This is a genomic window from Actinophytocola sp., from assembly GCF_035762905.1.
Lineage (GTDB): Bacteria > Actinomycetota > Actinomycetes > Mycobacteriales > Pseudonocardiaceae > DASYTH01.
In genome coordinates this window covers 15,963-37,331 of the sequence record NZ_DASUCC010000023.1, presented here as the reverse complement: position 1 = coordinate 37,331, position 21,369 = coordinate 15,963, and the positions used below count along the sequence as shown (strand labels likewise).

The following is a 21,369-nucleotide window of genomic DNA, read 5'->3' as shown; positions in this document are numbered from 1 at the left end:
GAGCATCGCACCGGACGTGGCTTGTCCAACAGCTTTACTCCCATAGGCCGACATTCCCCTCCAGGACGGCAGCGTGAGAATTCAACCGAGGCGACAAATCCTTGACATCTGGCGTTCGGTCATTCGCGCGTCTTTCAAGGACGGCAAGTGGATATGGGGCGGCCGGGACGAGCCGAACTCCATCAGCGACGCCGAGCAGGTGCTCTGCCTGCTCTATCCGGCGACCGAGCTGGCCAATCTCGCTCTCGACCGGCCGGACGCGATGGCCGATGACGTGGCCGCGGCGCTCGAGCCGCTCGGCGGCCCGGCGACGGTCCCGCAGCGCGTGATCGACGTTCTCACCGAGTACATCGAGCGGTACACCGACGACCAGGGCGAGCCGACCTTCGCCGGCGGCAGCTATCTGCGGCTGGGTGAGAACGACGGACCGGACGCGGCCGGCTCGGTGCGGGTCACCGAGGAGCAGCGCCGGCTCGGCGTGGTCGACTCCTACTCGATGTCGGTGACGCTGTGCCTGGCCACGCTGGGCTTCCTGAGCGTGTTCCGGCCGCTGGCCCGCCGGCCGGCGCTGGTGCAGAAGATCGAGCAGCTCGAGCAGGCGGTCAACGACCGGCTGACCGCGGCCATGGTCGGCCTGCTGCGCAGCTTCGTGGTGAACACCGTGCTGCCGAGCGACCCGGAGCGGGCCGTGATGCTGCGGATGGTGAACCAGACCCGGGCCCCCGAGCAGGTGGTGCTGGCCAACCTGCGCACCCGGCTGACCCGGGTCCGGGCCAGGCTGCGCGACGACGTCCGGCTGGGGATCGACGTCGAGGTCGGTCTTGCCGAGGAGGAGCGGCTGTTCGAGTGCGGCTGGGGCTGGGGCATCGTGCGCAACTCCGCCCAGCTGACCATCGACCTCGAGCAGACCGGGTTCTCCACCCAGCCCAAGATCTGTTTCGAGGCGGGCGTGGCCGACCCGCGGCCGTACCTGTACTCGACGGTGGTCGCGCTGGACGGCATCAACGACCTGCGGTCCACCCGAACCCGCGAACTGGGCCTGCTCAACGACGACCAGCGCCGGCTGAGCGAGGCCCTGCAGCTGCGCTGGGACATGACCCAGCGCTACTGGTCCATCATCGCCCGGTTCGGCGACTCCACCTGGCCGCTCGAGGACATCCCGTGGCAGACGTCGGACGGCGAGGAGTCCGACTACTACAGCCTGCTGGTGTCCTCGGTTCTGGTGCAGGACATGGAGAACCGGGAGGCGACCGACGACGACCTGAACCGCGCGGTGGCCGTCTTCGAGTCGCTGGCCCAGCGCGGCCGGATCACCCGCCGGGTGATGGTCAACGACGTCGCGGTGAACCTGCACGTGCCCGGCGTGCAGATGCGCCTCGGCGGCACCGCCGACCTGGGCCCGCAGTTGTTCTGGCGGGTGGCCGACTTCGCCCCGCTGCTGCTCAAGCGCACCCTGCAGGCGGCCCGGCTGTCCGGCAACGTCGGCGCCCGCGAGGAGCTGATGCGCCTGGCCGAGGCGACCATGGATCACCTGTCCCGGCGGCGGATCAGCTACGGCGACGGCGAGGGGCTGTGGGACGACCCGGGCGAGGTGCTGTTCCCCAACGAGGATCGCAAGCCGATGGACCTGCCGTCCTGGTACCTCACCGAGCGGGTGGTGGAGGGCCTGGTCGCCGCGGCCCGCACGTTCGACGAGGCCCCGGTGCGCAGCACGGCGGTGATCAACCGGGCGCAGGAGTTGCTGCACGAGGCGGATCACCTGCTCAACCGGGAGATGCTGCAGGACGCCGACGTGGACGACGGCTCGGCCAGGCGGGACGAGCTGACCAGCATCGAGGCGACCCTCGCGCGGGCCCGCCGGATCCTGATCCAGCAACCGGGCACGGCCAACGCGCTGGCCATGGATGCGTTGCGCCGGCTGGACGAGATGGCCGTCGCGCACCTCGACGCCACCAGGGGGATCTGAGCCATGCTGGTCTTCGCCGCGTCGGACAAGGGGGGCACCGGCCGTTCGGTGACCAGCTGCAATCTGGCCTATCACCTGGCACAGCACTGCAACGTCGCGTACCTGGACTTCGACTTTGGTTCGCCGACCGCCGGGGCCATCTTCGAGATTCCCAAGGTGGAGCGCGGGATCGACCGGGACGGCCTGCACTCGTTCATCGAGGGCACCACCACCGACCCGTTCGCGATCGACGTCTGGCAGAACTCCACCCGGACCGACCTGCGCACCGCCAACACCAGGGCCGGCCGGCTGGTGATGTTCCCCGGTGACCGTGGCGGCGCCGAGTTCAACAGCACGCCGGGCTGCATCGCCCGGTGCGTCGAGCTGTTCAGCCGGCTGGACCGGGAGTTCGACATCTGCCTGGTGGATCTCAGCGCCGGGCGTTCGCACGCGGTGAACATGGCGCTGTGGGCCACCGCGGACCCGGCACTCGACTCGATCACCGCACGCTGGCTGGTGTACCACCGGTGGACCCGGCAGCACATCGTCGCGGCGTCGGGTCTGGTCTACGACCCGCGCGGGATCCTGGACGTCGGGGTGGACGCCGGGCACGACAAGGACGAGCTGCAGAACTCGATCAGGTTCGTGCGTACCGCCGTGCCGACGCTCAACACGCCGCTGGCCACCGACCGCGCGGCGCAGGCGACCTGGCTGCGCAGCTGCGACGACCAGCTGAAGAAGCTGGCCCTCGACTTCAAGCTCGGCCGCAGCCGCACGCTCGGCAGCACCCCGATGGAGCCGGTGCTGCAGTGGCGTGAACAGGTGATCTCCGATGCCAACGTGGCGCAGAAGATCGCCAACAGCGCTACGGTCAAGGCGTACCGGGAACTGGCCCGCAAGCTCACCGATGATGCGGAGTGGGAAGGGCTGTGAGTACACCGAACTCCGGTTATAGCGAGGCGACCGAACAGGATCGGCCGAGCAACCTGCCGCTGTCGCATCTGTCCATCGAGGTCGGCCACTTCTACATGGAGGACCTGCTCAACGGCGAGGACCGGATCCGGGCCCAGTTCCGTCAGGTGGCGCCGTGGGTGCAGGCGGCAATGGCCGCGACCGGTCAGGCGCGGCCGCGGGTGAGCACGTGCTTCCTGGTCGACGACTACTTCCGGGACGACACCAGCCCGGGCAAGATCGTGGACAAGCTGACCCGGATCGCGGCGGAGTGCGGGGTCGAGATCGACTACCTGGCCCGGGAGGCGGGCTGCGCCGTGACCGACCGGCCGGACCGGGATCCGGTGCAGCTGGCCGAGATGGTCGTGGCGATGCTGCTGCCCGAGCCGCCGGCCGGAACCAACGGCTCGCGGCCGCCGTTGCACGAGTCCGGCTGGCTGTGCAACGGCGAGCGCTCGCCGGCCTCGGACACCCAGTCCGGCCAGGCCATGCAGGTCAAGCCGTGGCAGCCGCCGATGGAGTTCGGCGGCCGCAACCACTCGATCTTCCTGGACGTGGAGCTGTGGAAGGACCTCGCCGAGCAGGTGGACGGCCGGCTGATCCGGCGCCGGGTGTGGTCCTGCCCGCTGCTCGCGTCGATCTGGCACCTGCTCCGGCTGGGGATGCTGCGCTACTACGCCGATCCGGTCGCCGTGCCGCAACCGCCGCCGCCGGACGGGGAGTGGCCGGACACGTGGCCGCAGCTGCCGGCGGTGATGCGGCTCAACCCGGACGCCGCACCGTTCGCCGCGTACCGCACCCTGTCCGTGATGCCGCGCTCATACCTGGGCATCGAGCACGCGGTGGACGTGATCCTCAATCACATCGACCTGGATCAGGCGGTGATCGACCAGGTGATCGAGCGCGGCCGGACCGAGAACATCGCGATCCCGCGCCGGGTCACCCAGCGGATCTCGCACGTCTTCACCGACACCACCGACCCGAGCCCGGTGCCCGATGCTGATCGTGGGTGAGATCCGCACCGGGCTGCTGCACAACTCCGGCCGGCTGCCCCGGTCGGGCGTGGTCGCGCTGTTGGAGATCATCCCGGGCCGGCGGGTGCGGGTCACCAACCGCCCGGTGAACCGCTCGGTGTCCCCGGACCGCCTGGTCTGCGTCGACTGCAAGATTCCCACCGAGCCGCTGACCAAGACCCAGGCCATCGGCACGGTCCGGTCGCACGCCGTGGTCACCGACGGTCTGGTGCTGCAGTCCTCGGCAAGGGCCCGGGTGGTCCGCGCGCCCGGCAAGGACCGCCAGGCATGGTCGCACTACGCCGACCGCCGCGGCACCGTCGAGGTGATCTCGAAGGCCGAGTTGGCCCAGATCGCCCGCGGTTACCGGAACACCCCCACCCCGGACAACCGCACCCTCGACCTCGGCGCGATCAGCGAGTACCTGGTCAGCGTCATCCAGCGGCGTCCCCAACTCGACCACCGCACCGGCATGCGGTCCCGGCCCACCCGGATGCGCTGGACCGCGATCGCCGAGCCGGACCGGACGCCTGCGGTCAACCTCCATGTGAACAGCGATGTCCTGCGTACCGTCGAGCTGATCCTGCCGCCCGACCTGCTCTCCTTCGCCGAGCGGTTCTGCGAGGATCTCGCCCTGCACGACTGGCTGATCACCGCGCTGGACAACGTGATCGCTCAGGACGACCACGGCACCATGGTCGCCCCCGACTCGAACGACCTGCTCAACGCCGCGGTGAAGCGCCTCGTCCACCTCTGGATGCCGGGCGCCCACGTCGATCCCGCGATGAGCCCGCTGTGGGAAGCCCTGGAGAACCGCCCCGGCTTCAGCCGCCAGTGGAACGCGCAGGTGGCCTGGGTCCGTGACCAGATCGCCCTGCGCACCCTCGACGTCGTCGACCACGTCCGGCAGCACGAAGCGAACTGGTGACCGTGCCGCAGGCTCAGATCCGGAACCACCGGTGCACCAGCAGCGCGAAGAAGATGCTGCCGAACACCAGGCTGAAGTAGCTCTCGACGACCAGGAGGACCTGCGCGGCACCGGGCAGGCCGTCGGCGTCGTGCGGGTCGAGATAGTTGATCAGGCAGAGATACAGGTTGCCGACGAAGTCGCCGTGCGGCAGGGCGACGGCGACGCAGACCGTGAACAGGATGAGCTGCACGACCACCCAGAACAGCAGCAGGAAGGGCTTGTAGCCGTAGCCGCAGAGCAACCAGGCCGCCCCGAGCCGGAGCTTGCCCCAGCTCGGTTTCATCGCGATCTGGCGCGACCGGGATCGCGCGTACAGGCACCGGTCCCTTGCCATGTTGTCGCCGAGCATCAGGTGGATCCCGGCGGCGTGGTCGTAGGCCATCTCGGCGTGCAGCGGCAAACCCTCGGAACGGCATTCCGCGCCGATGTTCTCGAATACCTTGGCCAGCCGCTTGTTCTGTGCCCTGGTCAGTCGCAGCGGGCCACGGGACTCGACGTCGGCGGCCATCAGCGCGGTCATCAACGCGCGGCGTCGCTCGTCGTCGGGCAGTTCGGGATCCCAGTCCTTGTAGATCTTCGCGAACAGCAGGCTTTCCCGGTTGCGCCGGCTCGGCGGCACGTACCGGTCCAGGATGTCGGCCGTGTACCGCTCGAACTGCTCAAGCAGCCCGGCTTCCTTCGTGCGGATCGCGTCGTCCCTGCGGACCGGATCCAACAGTTCCATGTAAGTGTCCACCCGGCGTTTGATCGCCGTGACGACCGAACTGTCGAAGAGCGGAGGTTCCGCTGGTAGGGCACTCATGGTGCCCCCGACGATACCTGTTCGGCCGGATCGGCATTGTGCCATTTGAACCAGTCGACTCAAGGAAATTTCCACTGCCGGCCATACTTGACAATGGCGGATTGTCATGCAATGAACCATTGGTGAGTAACGGAAGGCATGCCGGATCGGCAGGAGATCGTATTCGAATGCTAATGCGGCCACCCGGCTGTTCGTCAGCGATAAGGAACGGCATGAGGCCGGCGACGTGCGGGGCAGCATCGACGCGAGACCCGGGTTGCCGAGTGGATCGAGCGGTACCGGCTGATCTTGGTGGCGGCGACCCAGGGGGATTCTCGCAAATTTCGGAGCCGTCGTGTCGCATGATCCGGTGTGGTAATCGCTTCTTGCCCGATGTGTCCCGGTACACCTAGAGTTCTCGGCCGGAGATACCGTTAGGTGCCCGAAACTTTCGAAGGACACATCCGATGCGGACCCCGACCCGCGCGCGGATCGCTGGCCTGGCTGTGCTTGGGCTGTTGCTGCCCGCCGCCCCGCTCGCGCCCACCGCACAGGCCGACGACCCCGTCGTCGTCGCCGGCTACGACTTCGAGGACGGCACCAGCCAAGGGTGGTTCGGCCGCGGCAGCGCCATCGTCGCGGCCACCCCCGATGCCGCCAACTCCGGAACGCACGGCCTGCGCACCACAGGGCGCACCGAGAGCTGGAACGGCCCGAGCGTGGAGCTGGCCCCGGTGCTGGTCACCGGCGCCGGATACGTGATCTCCCTGCGGGCCCGGCTCGTCGCCGGCACCGCGCCCGCGACGCTGCAGCTGACCATGCAGCGCCAGCCGGTCGGCGGCTCGACCGCGTTCGACTTCATCGCCAACGGCGCGGTGACCGACGCCGGCTTCGTCGAGCTGCGCGGCGCCTACACGGTGCCGACCGAATCGGCCCAGCTCCAGCTCTACGTCGAGACCTCCGACGCCACCGCCGCGTTCGACATCGACGACGTCACGGTCACCCAGACCGCGGCGCCGCCCGGCGGACCGCCGGACGAGGCCCCGCTCGCCGACGACTTCGAGGACGGCACCGCGCAGGGCTGGGTGCCGCGGATCGGGCCGGAGGTGCTCACCGCGACCACCGCCGACGCGCACAGCGGCACGCACAGCCTGCTCACCACCGGGCGCGCCAGCGCGTTCTACGGTCCGGCGCGCAACCTGCTCGGCCGGGTCACCAAGGGCAAGCGGTACGACTTCTCGGTCTGGGTCAAACTCGCGCCCGGCGAACCGGCCTCGGACCTGCGGCTGTCCGTCGAGCGCCGGTTGGCGGGCAGCCAGTCGTTCGAGACGGTGGCCAGCGCCGCCGGGGTGACCGCGGACGCGTGGGTGCGGCTGGCCGGCTCGTACACCCTTGGCAGCGACGTGGACTTCCTGACCGGCTACGTGGAGACCGCGAGTGGCACCGCGTCGTTCTACCTCGACGACTTCGAGCGCACCTTCGTGCGGCCGCTGCCGATCGAGCCGGACATCCCGTCGCTCAAGGACGTGTTCGCCGACGACTTCAAGATCGGCGCCGCGATGGTGCCGAGCAACACCCTCGGCGTGCACGCCGAACTGGTCGGCAAGCACTTCAACTCGATCACCGCCGGCAACGCGATGAAGTGGGACGCCACCGAGCCGGAGGAGGGCCGGTTCACCTTCGCCGACGCGGACACCCTGGCGAGCTTCGCCGCCCAGCACGGCATCGGGCTGCGCGGTCACACCCTGGTGTGGCACAGTCAGATCCCGGCCTGGGTGTTCCAGCGCGACGGGGTGGACCTGACCAGCAGCCCCGAGGACAAGGCGTTGCTGCTGCGCCGGATCGAGAACCACATCCGCGCGCTGGCCGGGCGCTACGCCGACCAGATCTACGCCTGGGACGTGGTGAACGAGGTCGTCGACGAGGTGCAGCCGGACGGCCTGCGGCGCAGCAGGTTCTACGAGATCGCCGGGCTGGACTACATCCGCACCGCGTTCCGCGTCGCCCGCGAGGTGGCACCGAACGCCAGGCTGTACCTCAACGACTTCAACTCCGAGTATCCGGAGAAGCGAGCCAAGATCTTCGATCTGGTCCGGATGCTGCGCGCCGAAGGCGTTCCGGTGGACGGCATCGGCCACCAGCTGCACGTCAACATCGAACGGCAGCGGATCGGCGAGATCGAGAAATCGATCACCCAGTTCGCCACGCTCGGCGTCGAGCAGCAGGTGACCGAGCTGGATGTGAGCACCTACACCAACTTCGTCGAGTCGTTGCCGGCCATCCCGGCGCAGACCATGGCGCTGCAGGGCTATCGCTACCGGGATCTGTTCGACCTGTTCCGCCGGCACCGAGACAAGATCGACTCGGTGACCGTGTGGGGCGTGGCCGACGACGGCACCTGGCTCAAGGACTTCCCGTTCCCCCGGCTGGATCTGCCGCTGCTGTTCGACGAGCAGTTGCAGTCCAAGCCCGCGTACTGGGGTCTGGTCGATCCCGCCCGGCTGCCGCAGATCACCCGAGGGCACACCGCACCGGGTGGCCGCGTGCAGGTCGACGGCCAGCGCGACGACGAGTGGAACCTGTTGCCCGGCACCGATGTCAACTCGCGTGGCGGTGCCGCCGCGAACTTCCAGCTGCGCTGGGACGACCGCACGCTGTACGTGCTCGCCGAGATCACCGACCGCACCCGGGACCGTGGTGACCGGGTCGACCTGTTCGTCGACCAGAACAACGGCAAGACCCCGGCGTACGAGCCGGACGACGCCCGCTACCGGGTGGCCCGGGACGGTTCGCACGCACCCGGGTTCCGGGCAGAGACCCGCCCGACCCCGACCGGCTACCGGCTCGAGGCCGCCATCCCGCTGCGCGCGGCCGGCGCGGTGGACCGCGCGATCGGGTTCGACCTGCGGCTGCGCGACGGGTCCACTCCGGTGTCGTGGAACGACAACAGCAGCGGGCAGGACACCGACACGTCCCGCTGGGGCACGGTCACGCTGATCGCCCCGGTCGGTCAGGCCGCCGTGCACCGCGGCACCCCGACCATCGACGGGGTCGCCGACCGCGCCTGGTCCACCGCCCGGGTGATCTCCACCGACGTCCAGGTGATCGGCACCGGCGGCGCCCGGGCCGGCGCGAAGCTGCTGTGGGACGCCACCCACCTCTACGTCCTCGCCGCCGTCTCCGACCCCACCCTGGACGAGTCCAGCCCCAACACCTGGGAACAGGACTCGGTGGAGATCTTCCTCAACCCCGCCAACACCAAGGACACCGGTTACCGCGACGAGGACGGCCAGTACCGGATCAGCTTCACCAACCGGCAGACCGTCACCGGCAACTTCGGCGGCTTCCGCATCGCCGACAACCTGACCAGCGCCACCCGGATCATCCCGGGCGGCTACGTGGTCGAGGCGGCCATCGAACTGGACGGCATCGCCGCCCGCCCCGGCTCTCTGCTCGGCTTCGACCTCCAGGTCAACGATGCCACCGCCGGCGCCCGCACCGCCGCCCGAACCTGGCACGACCCGACCGGTCGGTCCTTTGTGGACACGTCCCGGTGGGGCGTGCTCACCCTCCGGTGACCCCGTTCCCCGCGAGTTGCCGCCGGAGAAGCCGGTGGCTGGCACTCAGCCATGACAGCGCCTTCTGGCGCGAAGACGGTCAGAAGGTCACTTCTTCGAAGTCTTCCGGGTCGGTGTCGGGTGGGGGGTAGACGGTGGTGTATTCGGGTACGATTTTGCGGAGCTCCTCGGGTGGGATGTCCATGGCGTGGAAGGTGACGCCGGTGGGCACCCAGGTGCGGGAGATGCGGATGCCGAACCGGCAGAAATCGCACCAGAACATCGCGTAGCCGATGCGATCCGTTCCCCGGGCCACGAATTCCAGTCGCAATGCCCGGTGGCCACAGTTCGGGCACGCGGCGTCCGGCCGCTCGGGCAGGGCCTCGTAGACATCGCCGTACACCCGCCGCCAGTCGTCATACGACGCGTGCTGGACCACTGCCATTGGTTCACCTGCCCCGGTTGAGCGGATGGTCGTTCCACCACTGCTCGTCAGCCGCGTGCGCGGCGTTCTCCCAGGCGTCATGCCCGGCCTGGGTGGAAGGGTATCGCCAGCCGTTTCCGGCCAACTGATCGGCATGGACACTTTCATGGTAAAGGGTGCGGGCCAGCTGTTCTTCGTTGACGAATGCTTCAGGAGCGATGTCGATCCGGGCCCCGCGCCCGGTGGGCACGGTTTCCCCGTATGCCGAGCGAAGTCCTCGGTTGATACCGACCCGCGCATTCGGATGTATTCGAATTCCGTAGATCTGCTGAATCTGTCGCAGATTGTGCGCCGACGCCCGGAGCCGGCCGCTTTCACCGGGGCCGTCCCAGTACTCCAGGCGCGGGTCGCGCCGCTCCGGCGGCCACGGCTGCGGCCGGTCTCCTTCCGGCCCGCGGCTGTACAAACCTTGGGGCGCGGCCTGTTCGGGCGTGGTCGTCCCGGAGCCGTTGGCGTGCGGCGCACCGCTCGGGGTGTCCGGCGTCGTGGTGCCGGACGGCGACGTGGCACCCTCCGATCCGCGCACGGTCGGCGCGTCGCCGGCCTGTCGGCCGGGGGAACCCGCGGCCGACGGTGATGTCGAGCCGTCCCCCCTGCGCATGAGCTTGGCCAGCTTGGCCAGGATCTCGTCGAGCTTGCTGATGACCTTGCGGATGCGCGGAGCGACGTTGCTGATCGTTTTCACCAGCTTGCGCACCAGGTCGGCGACCTTCTTGACCACCCTGGAGATCGCCGCGGTCGCCTGCGCCACCACCACCGGTGTGGCCACGCCCAGCGTCGCGGCCACCTCCAGCGCCCAGGCGATCAGCCGTCCGACAAGTTCACCCACCAGGTCCCGGATGAACTCCCGGACGAACGCGACCACCTCGCCCATGATCATCACACCGGCCGAGATCCCGTCCGCCAGTGCCCCGGCCCCCGCCAGCGCGTCCGCCGCCTCGGTGGCGTGGCCGCGATAGGTATCCCCGGCCTGCCCGTGCCAACCCGCGGTGCCGGTGCCGGCCTCCCGCAGAAAGTCCTGTGACACGGTGTTGACCTCGTTGGCGACGTTGGCCCAGGTCTCCGAGAAGGAGCGGATCACCGGCGGATCACCGGCGAACCAGTCCAGCGCCTCCTTCAGTGGGCGCACATGCTCGATCAACCACGACACCCCGTAGGAGGCCAGGGTGCCCAGCGGATCGATCACCATCGACAGGACTTCCAGCCCGACGCCGAACGCGCCGAGCCCGGCCTCCACCCAGTCGCCGCTGCTGATCCCGTTCGCCAGATCGACCGACGACTCGGCGATACCGATCCCGGTCACCGCGTTCGTCGTCTCCTGTGGCGCGGCGACCAGCGGATTGTCCCCCTCGGGCATCGGACCTCCACCTCCCTGGGAACGGTTGATGTTGCGACGTCCTGGTTCGGGTGCTGGTTCCCGGGTGTGGCCTGGGGCGGTCAGCCCGGGTAGGTGACCGCGCTGCCGGACAGGGTCAGGTGGACGTCGCTGTCGAGCGCGGGGAGGCTGGTGCCGGTGATCCGGGCGACGACGGAGGGTCCGTCGGGGAGCAGGTCGAGGCGGACCGAGGCGTCGTGGCCGAAGTAGCTGATCTCGCGGACCCGGGCGGGGACGCCGCGGCGGTCGCCGTTGGTGTGGATGACGAGTTGCTCGGGTCTGATCATCACGTGCAGGTCGCCCTCGTCGGGCCCGGTGACCGGGATGCGGCCGAGGGCGCACACGGCCTGGCCGGCGGACACCGTGGCCGGCATCAGCACCGCCTCGCCGACGAAGCTGGCCACGCCGGTGTCGAACGGGCGGGTGTAGACGGCGGCGGGGGAGTCCAGCTGCACCAGCCGGCCGGCCCGCATCACGCCGACCTGGTCGGCCAGGGACAGCGCCTCGGCCTGGTCGTGGGTGACCAGCACCGCGGTCGCGCCCGCGGAGCGCAGGGCGGCGGCGACGGCCCGCCGGGTGCCTTCGCGCAGGGCGGCGTCCAGCGCGGAGAACGGCTCGTCGAGCAGTACGACCTCGGGCCGCGGGGCCAGCGCACGGGCCAGCGCGACCCGTTGCTGCTGGCCGCCGGACAGCTCGTGCGGGTAGCGGCCGGACAGCGCGGACGCCAGGCCGACCAGATCGAGCAGCTCGCTCACCCGGCAGCCGTCCCGGCGATCGGCGCGGGACAGGCCGAAGGTGATGTTGGCGGCCACGGTCAGGTGCGGGAACAGCGCCCCCTCCTGCGGCACGTAGCCGGCCCTGCGGTGCTGCGGCTTGGTCGAGTGCCCGGGCCGGAACACCACCGTCTCGCCGAAGGCGATGGTGCCGGCGTCCGGGTCGGCGAACCCGGCGATCAGCCGCAGCAGCGTGGTCTTGCCGCACCCGGACGGCCCGAGCACCGCGGTCAGGCTGCCGTGCGGCACGTGCAGGTCCACGCCGGAGAGCACCGGTGTGTCCACATAGGACTTGGTGACCCCCGCGATGGTGAGCGCGGTCACGACGCGGACTCCCTTCGCACGGCCCGGGTCAGCAGATAGGTGGCGGGCGCGGAGATCAGCACCATGAGCGCCGCGTAGGGCGCCGCCGCACCGTAGTCGACACTGTCACTGTAGTTCCAGAACTGGGTGGCCAGCGTCTGCGTGCCGGTCGGGGCCAGCAGCAGGGTCGCGGTCAGCTCGGTGACCACGCCGAGGAACACCAGCGCCGCACCGGCTCCGAGGCCCGGTGCGATCAGCGGCAGGGTGACCCGGCGCAGCGTCGCGGACCGGCCGGCGCCGAGCGAATGGGCGACGTCCTCGAGCACCGGCGGGGTCTGGGCCAGGGTGGCCCGCACGTTCACCACGGCCCTTGGCAGGAACAGGATCAGGTAGGCGACGATCACCACGCTGGTCGTCTGGTAAAGCCCCGGGGTCACCCGGACCGCGATGGTCACCAGGGCCAGGGCGATCACGATGCCGGGCAGCGCGCTGCCGGTGTAGGTGATGCGCTCGAGCAGGGTGGACACCCGGCCACGGCGCCGCACGTACAGCCAGGCCACCGGAAGCGCCGCGGCGGTGGTCACCAGGGCACCGAGCGCGCCGAGCGTGAGCGAGGTGCCGGTGCTGGTCAGGATCAGCTCGGTGTCCACTGTGGACGAGCTGCCGACGGCCAGCCAGTAGCCCAGGCTGAACAGCGGAACCCCGAGCGCCAGCATGGAAAGCGCCACCAGCCCGGCGACCGCCGGCCCGGTCAGCCGGCCCAGCCGGATCCGGTCGATCGGCCGGGCCGAGCCGGAACCGGTGCGGGCGTACCGGGCCTTGCCGCGCAGCCGCAGCTCGGCCATCAGCAGCACCAGGCAGCACAGCACCAGCACGCCGGCCAGCATGTTGGCGGCCGCGCCGTTGAACGTGGACTGGTACTGGTCGTAGATCGCGGTGGTGAACGTGGGGTAGCGCAGCATCTGCAGTGCGCCGAACTCGGCGAGCAGGTGCAACCCGACCAGCAGCGCGCCGCCCAGGATGGCCGGCCGCAGCTGCGGAAGCACGGTGCGCAGGAACGTGCGCAGCGCACCGTGGCCGAGCGAGCGGGCGGCCTCCTCGTGCGCCGGATCCAGGCCGCGCAGGCTGGCCGCCACCGGCAGGTACACGAACGGGAAGTAGGACAGCGTGACGATCACCAGCGCACCGAGGAACCCGGCCGCGGACGGCAGCAGCGACACCCAGCCGTAGCTGTTCACGAATGCCGGGATGGCCAGCGGCGCGACCAGAAGCACGTTGAACACCTTGCGCCCCGGCAGGTTCGAGCGTTCGACCAGCCAAGCGGCGACGGTGCCGAGTACCGCGCAGCACAGCATGCATCCGACGGCCAGCCGCGCGGTGTTCCACAGCAGCTCGCCGACCCGCGGCCGCACGATCAGCCGCACCGCCTCGGCGGCCCCGGTCTCCACCGTCACCACCGCCACGAACAGCAGCGGCACCAGCATCACCAGCGTCACCGCCAGCGCCGCGGTCAGCATCGGCAGCGGCAACCGCTCGCGTCCCGGCCGACGGGTCGGCCGGTCCCGCGTGGGCAGAAGCGTGCCGGTGGACACTAGAGCAGACCGGCGTTCCGCATCAGCTCGACCACCTTGGGGCCGTTCAGGGTGGCCACGTCGATCACCGGCGGATCCAGTTCGGACAGTGGCTTGAGCTTGGCGTTGGGCGGCACATCCGCGGCCACCGGGTACTCGAGCGCCTCCTCGTTCTTGGCCAGAACCTCCTGGCCCGGTTTGCCGGTGAGGTACTTCACCAGTTGTTGCGCCTTGTCCTGCTGCTTGCTCGCGCTCAGCACGCCGGCCCCGGATACGCTCAGGAACGCGCCGGGATCCTTGGCGCCGAAGAACTTTAGCGCGGTGTTGTTGCTGTCGGCGCCGGACTCGGCCTGGTCCTGGTACCAGTAGTAGTGGTAGATCACGCCGGCGTCGACCTCGCCGTTGTTGACCGCCTTCAGGATCGCCCGGTTGTTCTGGTAGACCTTGGCATTGCTCTTCAGCCCGGCGATCCACTGCGCCGCCGCTTCCTCACCCTTGGTGGCCAGCACGGCGCTGACGATGGCCTGGAAGTCCGCGCCGCCGGCGGCCACACCGTAGCGGCCCTGCCACTGCGGCTGCTGCAGGTCCATCAGCGAGGCGGGCAGCGCGTCCTCGGTGAGCTTCTGCTTGTTGTAGACCAGGACGGTGGACCGGGTGGCGAACCCGACCCAGGTGCGGCTGGACGGGACGTACTGGCTGGGCACCTGGTTCAGGGTGGCCTCGTCGACCTTGGCGAACCCGCCCGCGCGGTCGACCAGCGTCATGGCCGGTGAGTTCTCGGTCACGAAGACGTCGCCGGGGGAGGACCCGCCCTCCTGAACGATCTGGTTCGCTAACTGGGAGTCGCCGCCCATCCGAATGTTGACCTTGATGTCGGTCTCCTTCTCGAAGGCCTCCACCATCGGCTTGATCAATTCCTGGTGCTGCGCGGCGTAAAGGGTGATCGTGCCGTTCTGGCCGACCGACTCTCCGCAGGCCGGCACCACCGCCACGAGTGCGGCACCGATGGTGAGCGCGGCGATTCGGCTGACCCGCATCGTTGATCACATCTCCAGTCTCGTTAGGCAAGCGATGCCTAATTAGGTATGCCTGGCCATGGCGTCGTTAGCCTAAGCTTAGTTAGCTATGCCTGACTTGTGGAGCCTCCCAATCGTGACCGGCCTGCGCCGGCACGGTGACCGACTGGCCGTCGTGACCCCGGACGGCGCCGCGTTGACCCATGCGCGGCTGGCCGACCGGGTGGCCGAGGTGGCCGCCCGGCTGGGGCCTGGCCGGCGGTTGGTACAGGTCGCGGCGGCGAACGAGCTGGACCCGCTGATCACCTATCTGGCCGCGCTCGCGGCCGGGCACCCGGTGCTGCTCGCCGCGCCGGACAGCTCGACGCACTGGGACACCCTGATCCGGACCTACGATCCGGACGTCGTGCTCGACCGGGACTCCGGCGGGGAATGGCGGCTGGCGGACCGGCGGCCCGGCTCGGCGCACCAGCTGCACCCGGACCTGGCCGTACTGCTGTCCACCTCGGGCTCAACCGGCTCACCCAAGCTGGTCCGGCTCTCCGCACCGAACCTGTGGTCCAACGCCGAGGCCATCGCCGATTACCTGGACATCCGGGACACCGACCGGGCCGCCGCGACGCTGCCGATGCACTACTGCTACGGCCTTTCGGTGATCAACAGCAACCTGCTCCGCGGCGCCGCGCTGCTGCTTTCCGGCGACTCGGTGCTCGAGGAGCGGTTCTGGGCGATGTTCCGCGAGAACGGCGGCACCAGCCTGCACGGCGTGCCGTACACCTTCGACCTGCTGGAGCGCGTCGGGTTCGCCGGGCTGGAGCTGCCCACCCTGCGGTACGTGACCCAGGCCGGCGGCGCCCTCGGGGCGCAGCGGGTGCGGCAGTACGCCGAGCTGGGCCGGCGGCGTGGCTGGCGGTTCTTCGTGATGTACGGCCAGACCGAGGCTACCGCCCGGATGGCCTACCTTCCGCCGGAGCTGGCCGCGGCGCACCCGGCCGCGATCGGGGTGCCGATCTCCGGCGGCTCGTTCGAGATCCTGCCGTCCGACGTGCCCGATCAGGGTGAGCTGCTCTACCGCGGTCCCAACGTGATGCTCGGCTACGCCGAGAGTCCCGCGGACCTCGCCCTCGGCCGCACCGTGGACGCGCTGCGCACCGGCGACATCGCCCGGCGCACCCCCGACGGCCTCTACGAGGTGGTCGGCCGCACCTCGCGGTTCGTCAAGCTGTTCGGGCTGCGGATCGACCTACGGCAGGCCGAGCGGGTGCTGGCCGGTGCCGGCGCCGAGGTGGCCTGCACCGGGACCGACGACGCGCTGGTGGTCGCGGTGCAGCGGGCCGGCGTTGTCGAGGTGCGGGCGGCGGCGCGCCGCCGGCTCGGGTTACCGGCCAGCCACGTCCGGGTGCTGCCGGTCGACACGATTCCCCGGCTGCCCAACGGAAAGGTCGACTACCCGGCGATCCGGCGGCTGGCCGCCGACCCGCCGGCCGAGTCCGAGCGGGGCCGGTCCGTGCACGAGCGGTTCGCCGCCGTGCTCGGCCGGGCAGCCATCGACGACGACGCCACGTTCGTCAGCCTGGGCGGCGACTCGCTGTGCTACGTGCAGATGTCGATCGAGATCGAACGGGCGCTCGGCTACGTGCCGCGGAACTGGCACCTCACCCCGGTCGGCGAGTTGGACCGGCTGGCGCCGAGGGCCCGGTCCCGGCCGGTGCGCACCGCGACCGTGGAGACCAACATCGTGTTGCGGGCGGTCGCCATCGTGCTGGTGGTCGGCACGCACGCGTATCTGTTCGAGGTGCTCGGCGGCGCGCACCTGCTGCTGATGGTGGCCGGCTGGAGCTTCGCCCGGTTCTGCCTGTCCCGCGACACCGGCACCGCGCGCGGGATCCTGCGTAGCGCGGTGCGGATCGCCATCCCGTCCATGGTGTGGCTGGGCTGGCGGGTGTTCGAGACCACCGACGTCACCTGGGCGAACGTGTTGCTGGTCAACACCTACGCGCGCACCGGGGCGGGCGGCTACTGGTTCGTCGAGGCACTCGTGCAGACGCTGCTGCTGTTCGCGGTGCTGTTCGCGATCCCGCCGGTGCGGCGCTGGGAGCGCCGGCACGGTTTCGGGTTCGCCCTGCTGTGCCTCGGCGCCGCGCTGCTGGTCAACCTGACCGCGCACGACACCCCGGCGTATCCCGAGCGGGCCATGGCCACCCATGGCGTGCTCTGGTTCTTCGTGCTCGGCTGGCTCGCGTACCGCGCGGAGGGCCCGGTCCGCAAGCTGATCGTGGCCGGGATCGCCGCGCTGCTGGTGCCCGGCTACTTCGGTGAACCGATCCGGGACGCGGTGGTCCTGCTCGGCCTGGTGATCCTGGTGTTCGTGCCGCAGCTGCGGCTGCCAAGGGTGCTGGTCCTGGTGCTGGCGCCGGTGGCGAGCGCGTCGCTGGCCATCTACCTGACCCACTACGCGGTGCTCGACCTGACGCTGCACCGGATGCCGCCGATCGCGGTGGTCGGCCTCGGCCTCGCGGTCGGCCTGCTGGTCTGGGCCGTGGTGGACCGCAACATCACGTTCCTGCGGCCGCGCCGGCCGAACTTGATCTTGACAGGGTATATCCCGGATGTTGGAGTGACGCGTGCACGTGCTGATCGCGGGCGCCGGTCTCGGCGGTCTCTGCCTCGCCCAGGGCCTGCGCGGGGCGGGCATCAGCTGCGCGGTGTACGAGCGCGCCGGTGACCTCGACCGGGCCAACTACCGACTGCACCTCAACGCGGACGGCGGCGAGGCGCTGCGCCGCTGCCTGCCCGAGCAGCTGCACCGGCTGCACCTGCGCACCTCCCGGCCGACCGCCCGGCGCCAGTTCACCCTGGCGCTCGGGCCCGACCTGACCGAGGTCGCCCGGCCGCATCTCGGGCCGCCCAACGGCGGACCGCGCCCGCATGCCGCCGCCGACAACGCCAGCCTGCGCCAGATCCTGCGCACCGGCATCGAGGACGCCATCCGCTTCGACGCGCCGGTCGCCGGCTACCGGGCCGACCACAGCCTGGTGGTGCTGGAGCTGGCCGGCGGCCGCGCGGTCAGCGGCGACGTGCTGGTCGGGGCGGACGGGATCGACTCGGCGGTGCGGGTCGCCCGGCTGCCGAACCTGACCCCGGTGGACACCGGTACCTGGGTCGGCTACGGCCGCGTCCCGCTCCCGGCGGAGCTGGCCGCCCGCCTGCCGGACGCCGTCTTCGACGGCATCGCGGCGATCGCCGACGGCACCGGCACCCTGCTCACGATCGGTGCCTGGCGGCCGGAACAGCCGGTCGCGGCGGCGTGCGCCGAACTGGCCCCGCACGCCCGGATCGACCCGACCGCCGACTACCTGACGATCACCGGCTCGCTCGCCGGGGACGACCCGCCGAGCGAACCGGCGATCGCCGAGGCCGTGCGGGACTGGCACCCGGTCGTCCGCGAACTGGTCGACCGGATCGACCCCGCCTCGTTCTTCGTCCACCGCGGCCGCCGCCTGCCGGTCCCGCCGCCCTGGCCGGCCGGCCGCGTCACCCTGCTCGGCGACGCCATCCACGCCACCCCGCCGTGCTTCGGCGCAGGCGCCAACATCGCGCTGTGGGGCGCCGCCCGCCTGGCCGAGGCCCTGCGCCGCGCCGCCCGCGGCGAAACCGACCCGACCACCGCCATCGCCGGCTACGAGTCCGACCTGCGCGACCACGTCTTCCCGATCCTGCGCATCGCCGCCGGCCTGCGCTCGCCGACCGGTTCCCGCTGAGCTCAGCGCAGCGTGCGCAGGTACATCCAGCTGGCCGGGCGGTTCGGCACCGGGTGGCAGCTGACGTCCCGGCGCACCAGCAGGGTCAGGGACAGGCAGCGGCCGAGGGCGCGCTGGCCGAAGGCGTTGGGGTGCAGGGACTCGTTGAGGTCGCCCTGGCCGGCCAGGTCGATCCAGCGCAGCCACTCGTCGGTGGCGTCGGCGGGGGTGCCGTCGGACTGCTGGGCGCGGGCGCTGCACAGCTCGTGGCCGGCGAACGCACCGGTCAGGTCGAGGAACTGGACACCCTTGTCCGCGGCGACGGTGCGCAGCGCGGCGGAGATCTGCGCGGCCAGGTCCCAGTCGGCGTCGGTGTCCAGCACCGGGCAGCCACCCACGGTCTGCCGCTGCGGCCCCTGCGGGTAGCGCATCTGGGCGGCCGTCGCCAGCGGGGTCGGGTAGGACTGCAGCACCAGCCGGAACGAGCCGTCCCGGTAGCCGGCGTCGGCCATGGTGGCGCGAAGGTCGTCGATCGTACGGCCGACCGCCTCGCGCATGACCGGCAGCCGCTGATCGACGACCGGCTGCTGGGTCACCCGGCACGGCGCACCGTTGGTCAGGAAAGCGAGCACGCACGCGGTGACGATGTCGGAGAAACCCACGTCGTTGCCGCCGATGGAGAGCACGATCGCGGTCACCCGGTGCTGCCGGGCCACCAGGGCGAGCTGGTCGTTCTGCGGCGCCTCGCCCTTGAACGGCACGCCGCCGGCGCCGGCCCGCAGCACGTTGGCGGTGGTGGCGCCGGAGCAGGCCAGGTTGACCGTGGCCGGCCGGATCAGCCGGCGCACGTGGGTGATCTCGGCGACGTCGGACCGGTGGCAGCCGTTGGCCGCGGTCGGCCCGTAGACGATGGCCGGGTCGTAGCGCGGGCCCTCCGGGGCGGCCACGAACGCGCGGTCGGTGCCCCTGCGGTCGCCGGCCGGGTCGGCCGAGTTGCCGCGCCAGCGGCCCGCCTCGCCGGAGATGTAGGAGTCACCGAGGCTGACCACCGCCGGCCGGGGCTGGTGCGTCTGCGGCTCGGGCTGGGCCTGCGTGACCGGTCCGGCGGCCACCCCCAGGCCCAGCATGGTGACCAGAACCGCCGCTGTCCGGACCAGAACTCGACTTGTCGACATCGACCATTCTTCCGTGGCGTAGGGAATCTGCGCCGGCAGACTATGGCCGGGCGGTTCCGCGAGCCACGGGTTCGGTTATGCGTTGTGCCCGGGGCCGGATAGCCCGGCCCTTGCCTCGATCAGGACCAGGCGGGCCCGGTCCACCGAGCCGGCGACCAGCAGGTCGGCCGCGGCCCGGACGGCGTCCGCCGCGGTCCGCACCCGGCAGGTGTCGCCGCAGGCCGCCGTGCGCGCCAGGGCCGCCTTCAGGTCGTCGGCGAGTTGGCGATCCGGCACCGAGCCGAGCCGGTCGAGCACGCTGTCGATCCCGGTGATCAGATCGTGGCCGGCTCGAGGCAACAGGTCGGGCAGTGTGTCGGAACGCGGCCGCGGTACCCACGGCCGGACCGGCCGGGGTCTACCCGGCATCGTTCGTTCCCCATGAAGCCCCATGACGCCGATCTCCTTTGACCAGCCAGAAAATTCCGTGGTGTGGTTCCGCCGCGCTCACCGGGGCAAACGCCAGTGCAAGTGTTGTTCACACCATCGAGTGCGTTGACCGGTCGCGACTAAAGGTGAAAGGCGAGTTACCAGATCCGGCGGTCGGGGTGAGCCCGGTGATCGACATCTTATCCCCGGTGGACCGGGCTGGCGACCAGAACCCAGCGGTAGTCAAGGAGGACGCGTGACCGGTGTCACCACGTCAGGGCGGCTATCACCGGTAATTACGCCGATGCGGAGCGTGTTGGAAGGCCGAACAATCACGGATTGTCCCAGTTGTGGGCATCCGTGACACGTAGGGAGTACAACGACGTGCGTCCATCAACCAGCGCCAAGACGTGGCGGTACCGCGCCACCCGGGCGGCCGCCGCGCTGACCATCGCCGCCGCTGTGGTCAGCGGTGGCGTCGGCACCGCCGCCGCCCAGCAGAACCCCTTCCAGCGAGGCCCGGACCCGACGCTCACCAGCGTCAACGCGTCCCGGGGCACGTTCGCCACGACCCAGTCCAACATCTCCTCGCTCGTCTCCGGTTTCGGTGGCGGGGTGATCTACTACCCGACCGACACCAGCCAGGGCACCTTCGGCGCCGTGGCGATCTCGCCGGGCTTCACCGCGGCCTGGTCGAGCATCAGCTGGCTCGGCCCGCGCCTGGCCTCGTTCGGCTTCGTGGTGGTCGGCATCGAGACCAACTCGCGATTCGACCAGCCCGACTCCCGCGGCTCCCAACTGCTCGCCGCCCTCGACTGGGCGGTGAACAGCAGTCCGGCGGCCAGCCGGATCGACCGCAACCGGCTCGCCGTTTCCGGCCATTCCATGGGCGGCGGCGGCACACTGTCCGCGGCCCGGTCGCGCTCGTCGCTGCAGGCGGCCATCCCGCTCGCCCCGTGGCACACCACGAAGAGCTGGTCCACCGTCCGGGTACCCACCCTGATCATCGGCGGCGAGTCCGACACCGTCGCGCCGGTGAGCAGCCACTCGGAGCCCTTCTACAACAGCATCACCGGCACCGAGAAGGCCTACGAGGAAATCAACAGCGCGAGCCACTTCTTCCCGCAGTCCGCCAACTCGCTCCAGGCGCGGTTGATGATCAGCTGGTTGAAGGCGTTCGTCGACAACGACACCCGCTATCTCCAGTTCCTGTGCCCCGGCCCGTCCGGGAGCGACACCCAGGAATACCGGAACACCTGCCCACTGACCGTGTAGGTACTCCGGGGGTGTCGACGCCCTGAGCGGTG

Annotated in this window: 16 protein-coding genes; 8 read left to right on the top strand and 8 right to left on the bottom strand. The window is 70.5% G+C overall.

What is annotated here, in order from left to right:
• Nucleotides 1–73: 73 nt before the first annotated feature.
• Genes VFV67_RS02815 through VFV67_RS02800 form a run of 4 tightly spaced genes read left to right on the top strand, consistent with a single transcriptional unit; the run spans nt 74 to nt 4,837 of the window.
• Nucleotides 74–1,966, top strand: a complete 1,893-nt coding sequence (locus tag VFV67_RS02815; RefSeq protein WP_326466947.1) for an SCO2524 family protein — start codon at nt 74–76, stop codon at nt 1,964–1,966.
• Between the two features lie 3 nt (nt 1,967–1,969).
• Nucleotides 1,970–2,878, top strand: coding sequence for an SCO2523 family variant P-loop protein (locus VFV67_RS02810; RefSeq protein WP_326466946.1), 909 nt, complete (start codon nt 1,970–1,972; stop codon nt 2,876–2,878).
• Complete coding sequence (locus VFV67_RS02805; protein ID WP_326466944.1) at nt 2,875–3,909, top strand: SCO2522 family protein; 1,035 nt, start codon at nt 2,875–2,877, stop codon at nt 3,907–3,909. Before VFV67_RS02810 ends, VFV67_RS02805 begins: the two co-directional genes overlap by 4 nt.
• Nucleotides 3,893–4,837: an SCO2521 family protein gene (locus tag VFV67_RS02800; protein WP_326466943.1), complete on the top strand. Its 945-nt coding sequence runs from the start codon at nt 3,893–3,895 to the stop codon at nt 4,835–4,837. The genes VFV67_RS02805 and VFV67_RS02800 overlap by 17 nt, the downstream gene beginning before the upstream one ends.
• A 13-nt stretch (nt 4,838–4,850) precedes the next feature.
• Here the strand turns inward: VFV67_RS02800 and VFV67_RS02795 are convergent, their stop codons facing one another.
• Complete coding sequence (locus VFV67_RS02795; protein ID WP_326466942.1) at nt 4,851–5,603, bottom strand: hypothetical protein; 753 nt, start codon at nt 5,601–5,603, stop codon at nt 4,851–4,853.
• A gap of 524 nt (nt 5,604–6,127) precedes the next feature.
• Between VFV67_RS02795 and VFV67_RS02790 the strand changes: the two genes are divergently transcribed.
• Nucleotides 6,128–9,238: an endo-1,4-beta-xylanase gene (locus tag VFV67_RS02790; RefSeq protein WP_326466941.1), complete on the top strand. Its 3,111-nt coding sequence runs from the start codon at nt 6,128–6,130 to the stop codon at nt 9,236–9,238.
• Nucleotides 9,239–9,317: 79 nt separating this feature from the next.
• Here the strand turns inward: VFV67_RS02790 and VFV67_RS02785 are convergent, their stop codons facing one another.
• The 5 genes from VFV67_RS02785 to VFV67_RS02765 form a co-directional block, all read right to left on the bottom strand.
• Entirely contained in the window at nt 9,318–9,662 is a 345-nt protein-coding gene (locus VFV67_RS02785) for a hypothetical protein (protein WP_326466940.1), read from the bottom strand.
• A 4-nt stretch (nt 9,663–9,666) separates the two neighbouring features.
• Nucleotides 9,667–11,058, bottom strand: coding sequence for a hypothetical protein (locus VFV67_RS02780; RefSeq protein WP_326466939.1), 1,392 nt, complete (start codon nt 11,056–11,058; stop codon nt 9,667–9,669).
• 80 nt (nt 11,059–11,138) lie between these two features.
• Entirely contained in the window at nt 11,139–12,173 is a 1,035-nt protein-coding gene (locus tag VFV67_RS02775; RefSeq protein ID WP_326466938.1) for an ABC transporter ATP-binding protein, read from the bottom strand.
• Nucleotides 12,170–13,681, bottom strand: coding sequence for an iron ABC transporter permease (locus VFV67_RS02770; protein ID WP_326466937.1), 1,512 nt, complete (start codon nt 13,679–13,681; stop codon nt 12,170–12,172). Before VFV67_RS02770 ends, VFV67_RS02775 begins: the two co-directional genes overlap by 4 nt.
• Before the next feature lie 62 nt (nt 13,682–13,743).
• The gene (locus tag VFV67_RS02765) at nt 13,744–14,760 is read right to left on the bottom strand and encodes an iron ABC transporter substrate-binding protein (protein ID WP_326466936.1); all 1,017 of its coding nucleotides are present in this window, start codon (nt 14,758–14,760) and stop codon (nt 13,744–13,746) included.
• A 115-nt stretch (nt 14,761–14,875) separates the two neighbouring features.
• On the opposite strand from VFV67_RS02765, the gene VFV67_RS02760 reads away from it, so the two are divergent.
• On the top strand, nt 14,876–17,464 hold the full coding sequence (locus tag VFV67_RS02760) for an AMP-binding protein (RefSeq protein WP_326466935.1): 2,589 nt from the start codon (nt 14,876–14,878) through the stop codon (nt 17,462–17,464).
• Nucleotides 17,364–18,500, top strand: coding sequence for an NAD(P)/FAD-dependent oxidoreductase (locus VFV67_RS02755; protein WP_326466934.1), 1,137 nt, complete (start codon nt 17,364–17,366; stop codon nt 18,498–18,500). Before VFV67_RS02760 ends, VFV67_RS02755 begins: the two co-directional genes overlap by 101 nt.
• A 2-nt stretch (nt 18,501–18,502) precedes the next feature.
• Here VFV67_RS02755 and VFV67_RS02750 read toward each other — a convergent pair whose 3' ends face one another.
• Both VFV67_RS02750 and VFV67_RS02745 read right to left on the bottom strand, forming a co-directional pair.
• The gene (locus VFV67_RS02750) at nt 18,503–19,654 is read right to left on the bottom strand and encodes a GDSL-type esterase/lipase family protein (RefSeq protein ID WP_326466933.1); all 1,152 of its coding nucleotides are present in this window, start codon (nt 19,652–19,654) and stop codon (nt 18,503–18,505) included.
• 75 nt (nt 19,655–19,729) lie between these two features.
• Nucleotides 19,730–20,062, bottom strand: coding sequence for a hypothetical protein (locus VFV67_RS02745; RefSeq protein ID WP_326466932.1), 333 nt, complete (start codon nt 20,060–20,062; stop codon nt 19,730–19,732).
• Between the two features lie 360 nt (nt 20,063–20,422).
• On the opposite strand from VFV67_RS02745, the gene VFV67_RS02740 reads away from it, so the two are divergent.
• The gene (locus VFV67_RS02740) at nt 20,423–21,337 is read left to right on the top strand and encodes an alpha/beta hydrolase family protein (protein ID WP_414636157.1); all 915 of its coding nucleotides are present in this window, start codon (nt 20,423–20,425) and stop codon (nt 21,335–21,337) included.
• Nucleotides 21,338–21,369 lie beyond the last annotated feature (32 nt).

What these genes read in the sequence shown, in the direction of transcription:
- VFV67_RS02765 (WP_326466936.1), bottom strand. Translation starts at nt 14,760, where the DNA reads ATGCGGGTCAGCCGAATCGCCGCGCTCACCATCGGTGCCGCACTCGTG.
- VFV67_RS02780 (WP_326466939.1), bottom strand. Translation starts at nt 11,058, where the DNA reads ATGCCCGAGGGGGACAATCCGCTGGTCGCCGCGCCACAGGAGACGACG.
- VFV67_RS02810 (WP_326466946.1), top strand. Translation starts at nt 1,970, where the DNA reads ATGCTGGTCTTCGCCGCGTCGGACAAGGGGGGCACCGGCCGTTCGGTG.
- VFV67_RS02795 (WP_326466942.1), bottom strand. Translation starts at nt 5,603, where the DNA reads ATGGAACTGTTGGATCCGGTCCGCAGGGACGACGCGATCCGCACGAAG.
- VFV67_RS02790 (WP_326466941.1), top strand. Translation starts at nt 6,128, where the DNA reads ATGCGGACCCCGACCCGCGCGCGGATCGCTGGCCTGGCTGTGCTTGGG.
- VFV67_RS02785 (WP_326466940.1), bottom strand. Translation starts at nt 9,662, where the DNA reads ATGGCAGTGGTCCAGCACGCGTCGTATGACGACTGGCGGCGGGTGTAC.
- VFV67_RS02750 (WP_326466933.1), bottom strand. Translation starts at nt 19,654, where the DNA reads ATGTCGACAAGTCGAGTTCTGGTCCGGACAGCGGCGGTTCTGGTCACC.
- VFV67_RS02800 (WP_326466943.1), top strand. Translation starts at nt 3,893, where the DNA reads ATGCTGATCGTGGGTGAGATCCGCACCGGGCTGCTGCACAACTCCGGC.
- VFV67_RS02745 (WP_326466932.1), bottom strand. Translation starts at nt 20,062, where the DNA reads ATGCCGGGTAGACCCCGGCCGGTCCGGCCGTGGGTACCGCGGCCGCGT.